The following is a 12,993-nucleotide window of genomic DNA, read 5'->3' as shown; positions in this document are numbered from 1 at the left end:
CTGCAGGGCTGAGGCCGTCGGCGGCCGTAGGCTCGGGCGGTGCCAGCTCGCAGCCGCGCCGCGGTCTACGCCAGACGACGCAAACGTCGGATGGCGAAGGTCGAGCATGACCTGACGACGCAGCAGTGGGCTGTCCTGCAAGAGATCTGGGGCGGCTGCGCCTACTGCGGCGCCGACGACGCCGACCTGCAGAAGGATTGCGTGCAGCCCATCTCCCGCGGCGGGCGGTACACGCTCGACAATGTGGTGCCGGCGTGCCGGTCGTGCAACGCCAGCAAGTGCAATGCCGAAGTCACCGGCTGGTTGCGCCGAAAGAAGTTGGACGAGGGCGGGTTTCTGCTCCGGAAGGCCACCATCGCCAGGGAACTGGCGCAATACTGAGCCGATGGCCGGTACCCAGACGCCCGAAGTGCGCCTGGCGGAGCTCATCGCCTCGCTCTCGCTGGCCACCGATCTCGGTCTGGGACAGCCGCAGGAGCATGTTTTGCGCCAGACGGTCCTCGCGACGCGCCTGGCCGCCGCCGCGGGCATGGCGCCCGAGCATCAGGCCGCTGCCTTCTACGTGTCGCTACTGGCCTGGATGGGATGTGTTGCCGACTCGCACGAGCTGGCGCACTGGTTCGGTGACGACCTGCAGATGCGGGCCGACAGCTACCAGGTGGACAAGGCCGGACCCGGCATGGCCCGCTTTCTGCTGGGACACCTCGCGCAAGGGCAGCCGGCGTTGCAGCGCATCACCATGGTCGGCCGGTTCCTGGCCCAGGGCGTCGCCGATATGCCGAAACTGTTTGTCAGCCACTGTCAGACGGCCAGCGACATCGCGGACCGCTTGGACCTGCCGCCCGAGGTGCGCGACGCACTGCTCGACGCCTTCGAGCGCTGGGACGGCAAGGGTGTGCCGGGCCGGGCCCAGGGTACGCAGATCCAGCCGGTGATGCGCGTCGTGCACATCGCCGACGACGCCGAGGTGCACCACCGCAGCGGCGGCGTCGACGGCGCGCTGGCGATGCTGCGCAGCCGCCAGGGGACCGAGTTCGACCCCGAGCTGGTGGACGTGTGCTGTGCCCGGTCCGACGAGATTTTCGGGGGACTCGACACCGTCGACGCCTGGGGCTCGGTGATCGGGGGCTGTGCGTCGCTCGATTGCACCATCCCCGACGCCGAATTGACCGCGGTGCTGCGGGTCTTCGCCGACTACGCCGACCTGAAATCGCCTTGGTTCCTGGGCTATTCACGCCGCGTCGCCGAACTCGCCACGGCAGCGGCCACAGTTGCCGGACTCAGTACCGACGACGTCGCTCTCGCCGAGCGCGCGGCGTTGGTACACCGGATCGGGGCCATCGGTGTCTCGACGGGCATCTGGAACAAGCCGGGTCCCTTGACCATTGCCGAACGCGAGCGCGTTCGCACCGTCCCGTATCTCACCGAACGGGTGCTGTGCCGGCAGCCGCGGCTGTGCGAGATCGGCGCGGTCGCCGCGGCCGGCCACGAACGCATGGACGGCAGCGGGTACCCACGCGGGCTCACCGGCACGGCGATCCCGGCGCCGGCCCGGCTGCTGGCTGCCGCGGCGGTCTACCAGGCACTCGGCGAGGATCGCCCGCACCGGACCGCGTTGGCACTCGCCGACCGCGCCGAGGCCCTGCGCGCGGAGGTCACCGCAGGGCGGCTCGACGGCGCCGCGGTCGGAGCGGTGCTGACCGCCGCGGGCTGCCGGCCCGGCCGCCGTACCCCACTCGTCGCCGGCCTGACCGGCCGCGAACTCGAAGTCCTCGAGCTACTGGTCCGTGGTTCGTCCAATCGGCAGATCGCCCAACATCTTTCGATCACCCCACGCACCGTCGGCACCCATGTCGAACACATCTACACCAAGATCGGGGTGTCGACCCGCGGCGCCGCCGCGATGTTCGCCATGCGCCACGGGCTGGTCAGCGCGGCCGAATAGATCGGGTATTCACCCGATGTGCCCGGGTGTCGGCGGGCCGTAGAACCGATACATGAACAACGACACCGGCACAGGATGGGCGGTGGCGGGCGCCTTCCTGGAGGCCTTCGCCGGCCAGGATTTCACCGCGCTGGCCGAATGCCTTGATCCCGACGTACATTTCCGCGCCCTGATTCCGCCCGGCCTCGTCGACGTGACCGGGGCCGGCGACACCGTCGGCCGCTTCCGGCACTGGTTCGGTGCCGGAACCTTCGAACTGGTCGACGCTTCCGTCGGCCGCGTCGGCGACCGCATCGCGCTGAGCTGGCGGGTCCTTACGTCGCCGCCCGGAGACCCGACCGCCGTCAAGATCGTCGAGCAACGCATGTTCGCCGCCGCCGATGACCGCATCCATTCAATCGACTTGCTGTGCTCAGGATTTCAGTCCGAATCGAAGGAGAACCGCTCATGAGCTCGAAAGTGGCGATCAGCCTCACCACCGGTCTCGAGGACGCCGAGAAGGTCACCATCGCCCTGCTGATGGCGGTCGGCGCGGCCGAACAGGGACACCCGACCATGATGTTCCTGGCGAAGGAAGCCGTGCGGCTGGGCCAGCCCGGATTCGCGCTCGGCGTCGCCTGCGACGGCTGCCCGCCGCTGCCGGATCTCATGGCCCGTTACGAAGCCGCCGGCGGCAGGTTCCTCATCTGCCCGATCTGCTTCAACGCCAAAGCCCTTGACGCAGAGAATATTCTGACCAACGCCGACCTCGGCGGCACCGTCCCGCTGTGGCAGTGGATCGGCGACGAGCCGGCCACCACGTTCAGCTACTGAACTTCCTCGGAGAGTTCCATCCAGCGTTCCTCCAGCTCGGTCACTTCGCCTTCGAGCTCGCGCAGCGAGCCGGTAAGACGTTGCAGCCCTTCGTAGTCGCCCTGGTCGTGCTCGGCCAGACGCTGGTGTGCGGTGTCGATCTGGCCGGCGAGCTTCTCCAGCCGCCGTTCGATGGCGGACAGTTCCTTCTGCGCCGCGCGCAGCTCGGCACCGGACAGCCCCTCAGGCGCCGCCGCGGCCGGTTTGGCTGCGGCGGTACCGGTTTGGGCCGCGTGCGTCGCTCGCAGGCGCAGGTACTCGTCGACCCCGCCGGGCAGGTGCCGCAACCGGCCACCGAGGATGCCGAACTGCTGATCGGTGACGCGCTCGAGGAAGTACCGGTCGTGGCTGACGACGATCAGCGTGCCGGGCCACGAGTCCAGCAGGTCCTCCATGGCCGCCAGCATGTCGGTGTCCAGGTCGTTGGTCGGCTCGTCGAGGATCAGCACGTTGGGCTGTTCGAGCAGGATCAGGAGCAGCTGCAGCCGGCGCTGCTGCCCACCGGACAGATCCTGCACCGGCGTGGACAGCTGCGCGCTGGCGAAGCCGAGGCGCTCCAGCAGCTGACTCGGGCTGAGTTCCTGTGCCTTGGAACCGGATCCGAAGGTGTACGTCGTGGCCAGCCGACTGAGCACCACACGTACGGGTTCGTCGAGATGCTCGGCCAGCTTGTCCACACCCTGGGTCAGCGTGGCGATCTGCACCGTCTTGCCGTGCTTGACCCGGCCCTCGGTCGGCTCGACCGAGCCGTCGATCAATCCGAGCAGCGTCGACTTGCCGGCGCCGTTGACGCCGAGGATGCCCGTGCGCTCGCCGGGGGCGATCCGCCACTCGACGTCCTGCAGCACCTGCCGGTCGCCGTAGGTCACCGACGCGTCCAGGATGTCGACGACCTGCTTGCCCAGCCGGGTCACCGCCAGCGACTGCAGCGCCACCTTGTCGCGGATCTCGGGCACGTCGGCGATCAGCGCGTTGGCGGCGTCGATGCGGAACTTCGGCTTCGACGTCCGCGCGGGTGCACCGCGGCGCAGCCACGCGAGCTCCTTGCGGGCCAGGTTCTGCCGCCGTGCCTCACTGGCGGCCGCCTGCCGGTCCCGTTCGACGCGCTGCAGGATGTACGCCGCGTAGCCGCCCTCGAACGGCTCGACGATGCGGTCGTGCACCTCCCACGTCGCCGTGCAGACCTCGTCGAGGAACCACCGGTCGTGGGTGACGACGAGCAGGCCGCCGGCGTTGGCGGCCCACCGCTTCTTCAGATGCGCCGCCAGCCACGTGATCGCCTCGACGTCGAGGTGGTTGGTCGGCTCGTCGAGGATCAGGACGTCGTGGTCGCCGGCGAGCAGACGGGCCAGGGCCACGCGGCGGCGCTGTCCGCCCGACAGCGTGCCGATCACCGCATTCCAGTCGAGGTCGCCGAGCAACCCGGCGATGACGTCGCGGCCGCGGGGATCACCCGCCCACTCGTGCTCGGGAACGTCGCCGACGACGGCGTGCCCGACGGTGTCGGTGTGGTCGAGGGTGTCGGCCTGGTCGAGCATCCCGATCCGGACGCCGCCGCGTACCGTCACCCGCCCGGAGTCGGGCTTGAGCCGGCCGCCCAGCATTGCCAGCAAACTGGATTTGCCGTCGCCGTTACGGCCGACGATGCCGATTCGGTCGCCCTCCTCGATCCCGACCGTCAGCGAATCGAAAACCACACGGGTCGGAAATTCCAGATGCAGGGCTTCGGCCCCCAATAGATGCGCCATCAGGCGCAGATTCTAGGCGTCGGTCGCGGGTGCCCCTGCCACGCCGTAACCACGAGGTAACCAGCGCGTTGTGCCATGATGGCGTCGTAATCAGGGGGATTTGTACTTATTTGACCAAAAGGGAGTACCCGGTGGTGGATTTTTCGGTGATCACCGGGCCGGTGGAGCGGTTGGTAGCTACCGCGCAAAACGGCCTGGAAGTGCTGCGCTACGGCGGGCTGGAGACCGGCGCCGTGCCGTCGCCGTTCCAGATCGTCGAGAGCGTGCCGATGTACCGCCTGCGGCGCTACTTCCCGCCCGACGCCCGTCCGGGTGCGGCGCCGGCCGGCTCGCCGGTACTGATGGTGCATCCGATGATGATGTCCGCCGACATGTGGGACGTGACGCGCGACGACGGCGCGGTCGGCATCCTGCACGCCGCGGGCCTGGACCCGTGGGTCATCGACTTCGGCTCGCCGGATCAGGTCGAGGGTGGCATGGACCGCAACCTCGCCGACCACGTGGTGGGGCTCAGCGCGGCCATCGACACCGTCAAGGCGACCACGGGCAAAGACGTCCATCTGGCCGGCTATTCGCAGGGCGGCATGTTCGCCTACCAGACCGCCGCGTACCGGCAGTCCCGTGATCTGGCCAGCATCATCGCGTTCGGGTCTCCCGTGGACACCCTGGCCGCACTGCCGATGAACATGCCGGCCAACCTGGCATCCGGCGTCGCCGACTTCATGGCCGACCATGTCTTCAGCCGACTGAACATCCCGGGGTGGTTGGCGCGCAACGGTTTCCAGATGCTGGACCCGATCAAGACCGCGCAGTCGCGCCTCGACTTCCTGCGCCAGCTGCATGATCGTGAAGCGCTGTTGCCGCGCGAGCAGCAGCGCCGGTTCCTGGCCAGCGAGGGCTGGATCGCCTGGTCCGGCCCGGCCATCGCAGAGCTGCTCAAGCAGTTCATCGCGCACAACCGCATGATGACCGGCGGGTTCGCCATCCACGGCAATCTGGTGACGCTGTCCGACATCACCTGCCCGGTCCTCGCCGTGGTCGGCGAGGTCGACGACATCGGTCAGCCCGCCGCGGTGCGCGGCATCAAGCGCGCCGCACCGGAGGCCGACGTCTACGAATACCTCATCCGTGTCGGGCATTTCGGTCTCGTCGTGGGTTCCAAGGCCGCCAGCCAGAGCTGGCCGACGGTCGCGTCGTGGGTCAAGTGGCTCGACGCCGGCGGACCGATGCCGGCCGACGTGGTCCCGATGCCGTTGCAGTCCGAGCTGCCGCGCGAGTCGGTGCCGTTGGCCATCCGCGTGGCCCACGGGGCCGCCGCCGCGACGGAGATGGCATTCAGCCTGGCCAACACCGCGGCCGACGCCGTGGTGACGGCCGGCAAGTCGACGCGCGCGCTGGCCATCGAGACCGTCCGGACCCTGCCGCGGCTGGCCCGTCTCGGCCAGATCAACGACCACACGCGAATCTCGTTGGGCCGCATCATCTGCGAGCAGGCCCAAGGCGCGCCGGACGGTGAGTTCCTGCTGTTCGACGGCCGCGTGCACACCTATGAGGCCGTGGACCGCCGCATCAACAACGTCGTGCGCGGTCTGATCGAAGTCGGTGTCCGACAAGGCGTTCGGGTCGGCGTGCTGATGGAGACCCGCCCCAGCGCGCTCGTCGCCATCGCGGCGCTGTCGCGCCTCGGCGCAGTGGCCGTGCTGATGCCGCCCGACGCCGACCTGGCCGTCGCGGCCCGCCTCGGCGGCGTCACCGACATCATCTCCGACCCGGCCAACCTGGATGCCGCGCGACAGCTGCGGACCCGCGTCCTGGTGCTCGGCGGCGGCGAGAACCGTGACCTGCACGTGTCCGACGACGCCGACGTCATCGACATGGAGCAGATCGACCCCGACGTCGTCGAGCTGCCCGGCTGGTACCGGCCCAACCCGGGTTACGCGCAGGACCTCGCCTACGTCGCGTTCGCCAACGTCGGCGGCGAGCTGGTGGCCCGGCAGATCACCAACTTCCGCTGGGCGCTCTCGGCATTCGGCACCGCATCGGCAGCGAACCTGGGCCGCGGCGACACCGTCTACTGCCTCACCCCGCTGCACCACCAGTCGGGCCTGCTGGTCTCGCTCGGCGGCGCGGTCGTCGGCGGTGCGCGCATCGCGCTGTCCCGGGGTCTGCGGCCCGAGCGCTTCGTGCACGAACTGCGGCAGTACGGCGTCACCGTGGTGTCCTACACCTGGGCGATGCTGCGCGACGTCATCGATGACCCGTCGTTCGTGATCAACGGAACGCACCCCGTGCGCCTGTTCATCGGCTCGGGTATGCCGGCCGGGTTGTGGCGCCGCGTGGAAGAGGCGTTCCAGCCCGCACACGTCCTGGAGTTCTTCACCACCACCGACGGTCAGGCCGTGCTGGCCAACGTGTCTGGCGCCAAGATCGGCAGCGAGGGCCGGCCACTGCCGGGTGGCGGTCAGATCGCGTTGGCCGCCTACGACGTCGACGACGACCTGATCCTCGAGGGCGACGACGGTTTCGTGGTGCGCGCCGAACCCAACGAGGTGGGCGTCCTGCTGGCCAAGCCGCGTGGACCCGTCGACCCGACTGCCGCCGTCAAGCGCGGTGTCTTCGCGCCGGGGGACACCTGGGTGTCCACCGAGTTCCTGTTCCGCCGGGACGACGACGGCGACTACTGGATGGTCGACAACCGCCGTTCGGTCATCCGCACCCCGCGCGGCGCCGTGTTCGGCAAGGAGGTCGGCAATGCGCTGGGCCGCCTCGACGCCGTCGACATCGCCGTCACCTACCGGGTGCCGGTCGGTGATCGGGAGCTGGCGGTGACGGCCTTGAGCCTGCGTCCGGGTGGCAGTGTCCTGCCGGCCGAACTCCGTGAGGCGTTGGCCGATCTGCCGGTCGGGGTGGAGCCGGACCTCATCCATGTGGTGCCGGAGCTGAAGCTGAACGCCTCGTACCGGCCGGTGCTCGCCGAGTTGCGTGCCGCCGGCGTGCCGGAATCGACGGACAACTCGTGGCAGTTCGACGTCGACAGCGACGCGTTTGTGCCGTTCACCGAGGCTGCCCATGCCGAGCTGACCGGAGCGAGCAGTCTGTCGTGACAGCCTGCCGGTACCGGTCGTCGCTGTTAGGCTGCAGTTTGTCAGTCGGGGTTCACGCCGTCGGGCGCAGATATCGAATGGAGAACGCATGACGTCACACACCAGCCGCGGGCGGCGTGGTGTTGCCGGCGCGATTCTGGCGGGAGCCGTGGCTGCCGGGATGCTGCTCACTCCTGCCGCGGCACACGCCGACATCCTCGACGACCTCGACGCCGAGTACGACATCGGCGCCAGTGGCGGCGACCTCGCGAAGCTGCTGCACACGTCGCTCAAGCTGCGTGCCCAGGGCTTCGGGCCGTCGCGGGGCAACCTCGCCGATATCGAGGCGGCGCTCGACCAGCGTCCCAACCAGGTGCCGCTGATCCACGCGCTGCAGGACACGGTGAAGTTCCAGAAGCGCAATCAGGCCCGCGCCGCCGGCGCGAAGCCGCAGAACCCCATCGTCATCGGTGGCCCGGGTGGCCTGCCGCCCGGCCTGGTGCCGGGTACCGGTGGCTCGCAGATTCCGTTGGGTGGCTGACGCGCGGTGATCGACGAGGCATTGCGCGCGATTTTGGTGTGCCCGCAGGACCGCGGTGAGTTGCTGCTGGTCGGAGACGAATGCCTGTACAACCCGCGGTTGCGCAGGGCGTACCGCATCGACGGCGGGGTACCGGTGCTGCTCATCGACGAGGCAGTTGACGTCACTGACGACGCCGAGCACCAGCGACTGCTCGCCGCCGCCCAGCGTTAGTCCAGCGCCGGCAGCTCGCCGGTGAGGTAGCGCTGCAGGTTCGGCGCGATCGTCTCCGCGATCTGGTGCACCGGAAGCGATCTGAACGGTTCCAGCTGCAGGATGTAGCGGGCCATCACGACGCCGATCAACTGGGAAGCGACGAACTGCACGCGGATTCGTCCCGTGCCGGGTGGATTGTCAACGCGCGCACCGACTTCGGCGGTGATGACGTCTTCCAGGAAGATGCGGATCAGGTTGACATCGTCGCCCGCGAGCATCGAGCGCAGCGCCGCGATGAACCCGACGCCGAGCTCGGAGTCCCAGATCGGGAACAACAGCGACGGCAAGGTGCGGCCGAGTTCGTCGACAGGGGTGTCCCGCAACGGACCGAGCACCATCTGCGGGTCGATGGGAATGTGCACCGCCGCGGCGAAGAGCTGCTGCTTCGTTCCGAAATAGTGATGCACCAGCGCCGCGTCGACACCGGCGGCGGACGCGATCGCCCGCACCGATGTGTTGTTGAAACCGTTGCGGGCGAACAGGTCCCGCGCACACGCCAGGATCGTCTCCTTGGTGTCCGACGTTCCGCTGGGCCGGCCTGGCGGCTTGCGGCGCGGCCGCGGCTGTGTCGCGGTCATGGGGTCCGGCGGCGCAGGGTCGCGGCGGCCAGGCACATGGTGACGACTGCGAACGCGATCACGATGACGATGTCGCGCATCGTGGTGCTGGTGATGTCGGCGTGGTCGGCCACCTGTTGGAGGGCCTCGAGCGCGTAGGTCGCGGGCAGTGCGTCACTGATCCACCGTAACCAGTCGGGCAGCATTTCGCGGGGAACGATGATGCCGCACAACAGCAACTGCGGGACGATCACCACCGGCATGAACTGCACGGCCTGGAACTCGGTGCGTGCGAAGGCACTGCACAGCAGACCCAGACCGACGCCCAGCACCGCGTTGATGATCGCGATCAGGAAGACCAGGGCGGGGCTGCCCGCGGTGTCGAACCCGAGGAACCAGAACGACACCAGGCAGGCCAGCGTCGCCTGGGCGGCGGCGGCCACCGAGAATGCCGATCCGTAGGCGGCCAGCAGATCCAGCCGGCGCAGGGGAGTGGTGAGGATCCGTTCCAATGTGCCCGAAACCCTTTCGCGCTGCATGGTTATCGAGGTGATCAGGAACATCACGATCAGCGGGAAGACGCCGAGCAGGATCAGACAGGCGTTGTTGAACGGCGACAGCGTGCCAGGACGGTGCGGCAGATCGTCGAACATGAAGTACATCAAGGTGATGACGGCGCTCGGCACCACCAGGATCATCGCCATGCTGCGATGATCGGCGGCGAGCTGACGCAGGATGCGGGCCGTCGTGGCCAGGTAGGGCTGCAGCGTCAACCGGCTCTGGCCGCGGTGCTGCGCCGGATGATGGTCAGGAACGCTTCCTCCAGCGATGAACATCCGGTGTCCTCTCGTAGTTGGGTGGGCGTGGTGTGAGCGAGCAAGCGGCCGTCGCGCATCAGCAGCAGTTCGCCGCAGTGATCGGCCTCGTCCATCACGTGGCTGGACACCAGCAGGGTGGTGCCGCCGCGGGCCAGTCGGTCGAACTGGTCCCAGAGGTCGACCCGCAGGACCGGGTCCAGGCCGACCGTCGGTTCGTCGAGCACCAGCAGGTCAGGTTTGGACACCAATGCGCAGGCCAGTGAGGCGCGCGTCCGCTGCCCGCCGGACATGTTGCCGCACAACGCCGTTCGATGATCTTGCAGGCCGACGGCAGCGATCGCCTCGTCGGCCGCGGTCTTGCTCGAGCCTGTCAGCGCCGCGAAATACCGCACGTTGTCGATGACGCGCAGATCGTTGTACACCGTCGGCTCCTGGGTCACATATCCCACGCGCCGACGCAGATCTGCCGATCCGCCCGGCTTCCCGAGGACCGTGACCGTGCCGCTCGTGATGATCTGGGTGCCGACGATGGCACGCATCAGGGTGGTCTTGCCGCAGCCGGACGGACCGAGCAATCCCGTGATGCTGCCGCGCCGAACCTGCAGGGATACGTCGTCGATCGCGCGCCGATTACCGCGGACGACGGTCAGGTTCTCGATCCGAATCGCCACGTCAGAGCGCTGATCGAGTAATTCACCATTCGATGAACTCATCATATGGTGAATAATCCGCTCGTGGCGTGGGCATGTCAATGGCCGGCGCCGGACGGGGCAGAATGGCAGGCCATGAGCGCCGAGTCACTCGCCGTCGATCCGGTCACCGCGGCTCGGCGGCTGCTCGGTGCCACGTTGTACGGCCGGGACGTGGTCGCCACCGTGGTGGAAGTCGAGGCCTATGGCGGCCCGCCGTCGGGGCCCTGGCCGGATGCGGCTGCGCACTCGTACCGCGGGCCGACGCCCCGGAGTGCGGTGATGTTCGGGCCGGCCGGGTACTTGTACACGTACCGCAGTCACGGAATCCATGTGTGCGCCAACGTCGTGTGTTGCACCGACGGGGTGGCGGGTGCCGTGTTGCTCCGTGCGGCCCGCGTGGTCGACGGTTGTGGTGTCGCCGCGGGCCGGCGGCGCGCCGGCATCATGCCCCTCGCATACGCCCGGGGCCCGGGCAACCTGTGCGAGGCGCTCGGAATCACGTTGGCGGACATCGGTATTGACCTGTTTGATCGGCAATCGCCGGTCCGGATCGAACTCAACCCGCCACAGGAGGGCAGCGCCGGGCCGCGCGTGGGGGTTAGTCAGGCCGCCGACCGGGCCTGGCGATTCTGGTTGCCGGGTACCCCCGAGGTGTCGAACTACCGGCGCAGTCCCCGGGCGCCCGCACCGGGGGAGAGCGACTGATGACGGTCGGTGACCTGCGATAGGGGAAGATCGACGTCGTGAGTACTGGCATTCTCGATGAACTGGACTGGCGCGGCCTGATCGCGCAATCGACCGACCGCGAAGCGCTCGCCGCCGCGACCACCGATGGACCGCTCACTCTCTATGCCGGCTTCGACCCGACCGCACCCAGCCTGCACGCGGGACACCTGGTTCCGCTGCTCACGCTGCGGCGATTCCAGCAGGCCGGACACCGGCCGATCGTGCTGGCCGGTGGTGCCACCGGCATGATCGGCGATCCCCGCGACAACGGTGAGCGGACGATGAACACCGCCGACACCGTGGCGGACTGGGCCGAACGTATCCGCGGCCAGCTCGAGCGGTTCGTCGAGTTCAACGATTCGGGCAATGGTGCGATCGTCGAGAACAACCTGTCCTGGACCGGGCCGATGTCGGCCATCGAATTCCTTCGTGACCTGGGCAAACACTTCTCGGTCAACGTCATGCTCGATCGCGACACCATCAAGCGGCGCCTCGAAGGCGACGGGATCTCGTACACCGAGTTCAGCTACATGCTCCTGCAGGCCAATGACTTCGTGGAGCTGTACAAGAAGCACGGCTGCAGCCTGCAGGTCGGTGGTTCTGACCAGTGGGGGAACATCATCGCGGGCGTCCGGCTGGTGCGCCAGAAACTGGGTGCGACCGCGCATGCGCTGACGGTTCCGCTGGTCACCTCGGCCGACGGCAAGAAGTTCGGCAAGTCGACCGGCGGCGGCAATCTGTGGCTCGACCCCGAGCTGACCAGCCCCTATGCCTGGTACCAGTACTTCGTGAACGCGGCCGACGCCGATGTCGTGGGCTACCTGCGCTGGTTCACCTTCCTGTCCGCCGATGAGCTCGGTGAACTCGCGACCGCCACCGCGGAGCGGCCCCACGAGCGCGCGGCGCAACGCCGGCTGGCCCGGGAATTGACCACGTTGGTGCACGGCCAGGCGGCGACCGACGCCGTCGAACTGGCCAGTCAGGCGCTGTTCGGACGCGCCGAGCTCGCGGATCTCGACGAGTCGACGCTCTCGGCAGCGCTGACCGAGGCCAGCAATGGCCAGGTCGCCGAGCTGACGCCAGGTGGTCCCGATGGGATCACCGACCTGTTGGTTGCGACGGGGCTGTCCAAGAGTCGTGGGGAAGCGCGCCGGACGGTGGCAGAAGGCGGCGTCTACGTGAACAACGCGCGCGTCGAAAGCGACGAGTGGGTACCACAGCCGACGGACTTTCTCGGTGAACGCTGGCTGGTGTTGCGGCGTGGCAAGCGCCACATCGCCGGGGTACGGCGGGTTGGCGGGTCCGGCCAAGGATGACGGCCCCTCTGACCAGGGGAAACGCTCCGCTGACCTGGCGATTTGACTCGCTGTTAGCCCTGCCGTAACTTATTCCAGGTCAGAGCGACACGGACAAGCGCCGGAGAGCGAAGACCAAATCCGAGAGTAACACCCATTAAGTTGGGAGTTCCTCACTGCCCGCACTACGGACCGCGGCTTTTAGCCGCGGGTTTGTTGCGCGGTCAGGCCGGGCGTGTTGTTTGAGAACTCAATAGTGTGTTTGGTGGTTTTTGTTTGTTGTTTTTGACCATGCCTCGTGTTTTCCCGTTTGTGGGGTGTGGTTGTTTTTTTGATGCCAGTTTTTGGTGTCTTTTGTTTAGGTCAGATTGTTCTGAACTGGATTCTGTCGGGTTTGTCCCGAGGTTTTTGTTTGGAGAGTTTGATCCTGGCTCAGGACGAACGCTGGCGGCGTGCTTAACACATGCAAGTCGAACGGAAA

Annotated in this window: 13 protein-coding genes and 1 rRNA gene; 10 read left to right on the top strand and 4 right to left on the bottom strand. The window is 67.9% G+C overall.

Features of this window, described 5'->3' with window-relative positions; genetic code table 11:
- The first annotated feature begins 90 nt into the window (after positions 1 to 90).
- Genes ACJH6H_RS22515 through ACJH6H_RS22500 form a run of 4 tightly spaced genes read left to right on the top strand, consistent with a single transcriptional unit; the run spans position 91 to position 2,758 of the window.
- A complete protein-coding gene (locus tag ACJH6H_RS22515; protein WP_318987273.1) occupies positions 91 to 381 on the top strand; it encodes an HNH endonuclease in 291 nt (96 codons plus the stop codon).
- A gap of 4 nt (positions 382 to 385) precedes the next feature.
- Positions 386 to 1,945: an HD domain-containing phosphohydrolase gene (locus tag ACJH6H_RS22510; RefSeq protein WP_406775849.1), complete on the top strand. Its 1,560-nt coding sequence runs from the start codon at positions 386 to 388 to the stop codon at positions 1,943 to 1,945.
- Positions 1,946 to 1,997: 52 nt separating this feature from the next.
- Positions 1,998 to 2,396: a nuclear transport factor 2 family protein gene (locus ACJH6H_RS22505; protein WP_318987251.1), complete on the top strand. Its 399-nt coding sequence runs from the start codon at positions 1,998 to 2,000 to the stop codon at positions 2,394 to 2,396.
- Complete coding sequence (locus tag ACJH6H_RS22500; protein ID WP_318987250.1) at positions 2,393 to 2,758, top strand: DsrE family protein; 366 nt, start codon at positions 2,393 to 2,395, stop codon at positions 2,756 to 2,758. Before ACJH6H_RS22505 ends, ACJH6H_RS22500 begins: the two co-directional genes overlap by 4 nt.
- Here ACJH6H_RS22500 and ACJH6H_RS22495 read toward each other — a convergent pair.
- On the bottom strand, positions 2,752 to 4,545 hold the full coding sequence (locus ACJH6H_RS22495; RefSeq protein ID WP_318987249.1) for an ABC-F family ATP-binding cassette domain-containing protein: 1,794 nt from the start codon (positions 4,543 to 4,545) through the stop codon (positions 2,752 to 2,754). The genes ACJH6H_RS22500 and ACJH6H_RS22495 overlap by 7 nt on opposite strands.
- Positions 4,546 to 4,676: 131 nt before the next feature.
- Between ACJH6H_RS22495 and ACJH6H_RS22490 the strand changes: the two genes are divergently transcribed.
- The 3 genes from ACJH6H_RS22490 (at position 4,677) to ACJH6H_RS22480 (ending at position 8,382) form a co-directional block, all read left to right on the top strand.
- Entirely contained in the window at positions 4,677 to 7,649 is a 2,973-nt protein-coding gene (locus ACJH6H_RS22490; RefSeq protein ID WP_318987248.1) for an acyl-CoA synthetase, read from the top strand.
- Positions 7,650 to 7,737: 88 nt separating this feature from the next.
- Positions 7,738 to 8,169, top strand: a complete 432-nt coding sequence (locus ACJH6H_RS22485; protein WP_212814154.1) for a hypothetical protein — start codon at positions 7,738 to 7,740, stop codon at positions 8,167 to 8,169.
- 6 nt (positions 8,170 to 8,175) lie between these two features.
- Positions 8,176 to 8,382 carry a Trm112 family protein gene (locus tag ACJH6H_RS22480; RefSeq protein ID WP_318987247.1) on the top strand — a complete coding sequence of 69 codons (207 nt, stop codon included), beginning with the start codon at positions 8,176 to 8,178 and terminating at the stop codon, positions 8,380 to 8,382.
- On the opposite strand, the gene ACJH6H_RS22475 is transcribed toward ACJH6H_RS22480, so the two are convergent.
- From ACJH6H_RS22475 to ACJH6H_RS22465, 3 genes are read right to left on the bottom strand one after another with little or no spacing between them, the layout of a single operon-like run.
- The gene (locus ACJH6H_RS22475; RefSeq protein ID WP_212814158.1) at positions 8,379 to 9,002 is read right to left on the bottom strand and encodes a TetR family transcriptional regulator; all 624 of its coding nucleotides are present in this window, start codon (positions 9,000 to 9,002) and stop codon (positions 8,379 to 8,381) included. The genes ACJH6H_RS22480 and ACJH6H_RS22475 overlap by 4 nt on opposite strands.
- Positions 8,999 to 9,817: an ABC transporter permease gene (locus ACJH6H_RS22470; RefSeq protein WP_244872874.1), complete on the bottom strand. Its 819-nt coding sequence runs from the start codon at positions 9,815 to 9,817 to the stop codon at positions 8,999 to 9,001. The genes ACJH6H_RS22475 and ACJH6H_RS22470 overlap by 4 nt, the downstream gene beginning before the upstream one ends.
- Positions 9,751 to 10,515, bottom strand: coding sequence for an ABC transporter ATP-binding protein (locus tag ACJH6H_RS22465; RefSeq protein ID WP_318987246.1), 765 nt, complete (start codon positions 10,513 to 10,515; stop codon positions 9,751 to 9,753). The genes ACJH6H_RS22470 and ACJH6H_RS22465 overlap by 67 nt, the downstream gene beginning before the upstream one ends.
- A gap of 69 nt (positions 10,516 to 10,584) precedes the next feature.
- Here ACJH6H_RS22465 and ACJH6H_RS22460 point away from each other — a divergent pair, with 69 nt between their 5' ends.
- The 3 genes from ACJH6H_RS22460 to ACJH6H_RS22450 all read left to right on the top strand — a co-directional run.
- Entirely contained in the window at positions 10,585 to 11,196 is a 612-nt protein-coding gene (locus tag ACJH6H_RS22460; protein WP_318987245.1) for a DNA-3-methyladenine glycosylase, read from the top strand.
- Between the two features lie 38 nt (positions 11,197 to 11,234).
- Complete coding sequence (gene tyrS, locus ACJH6H_RS22455; RefSeq protein WP_318987244.1) at positions 11,235 to 12,533, top strand: tyrosine--tRNA ligase; 1,299 nt, start codon at positions 11,235 to 11,237, stop codon at positions 12,531 to 12,533.
- 388 nt (positions 12,534 to 12,921) lie between these two features.
- Positions 12,922 to 12,993, top strand: a 16S ribosomal RNA gene (locus ACJH6H_RS22450); the annotation flags it as partial.

It is taken from the genome of Mycobacterium sp. SMC-21, assembly GCF_045310825.1.
GTDB lineage: Bacteria > Actinomycetota > Actinomycetes > Mycobacteriales > Mycobacteriaceae > Mycobacterium.
Note: the sequence above shows the minus strand (reverse complement) of the source record. Positions and strands in the feature narration are given on the sequence as shown.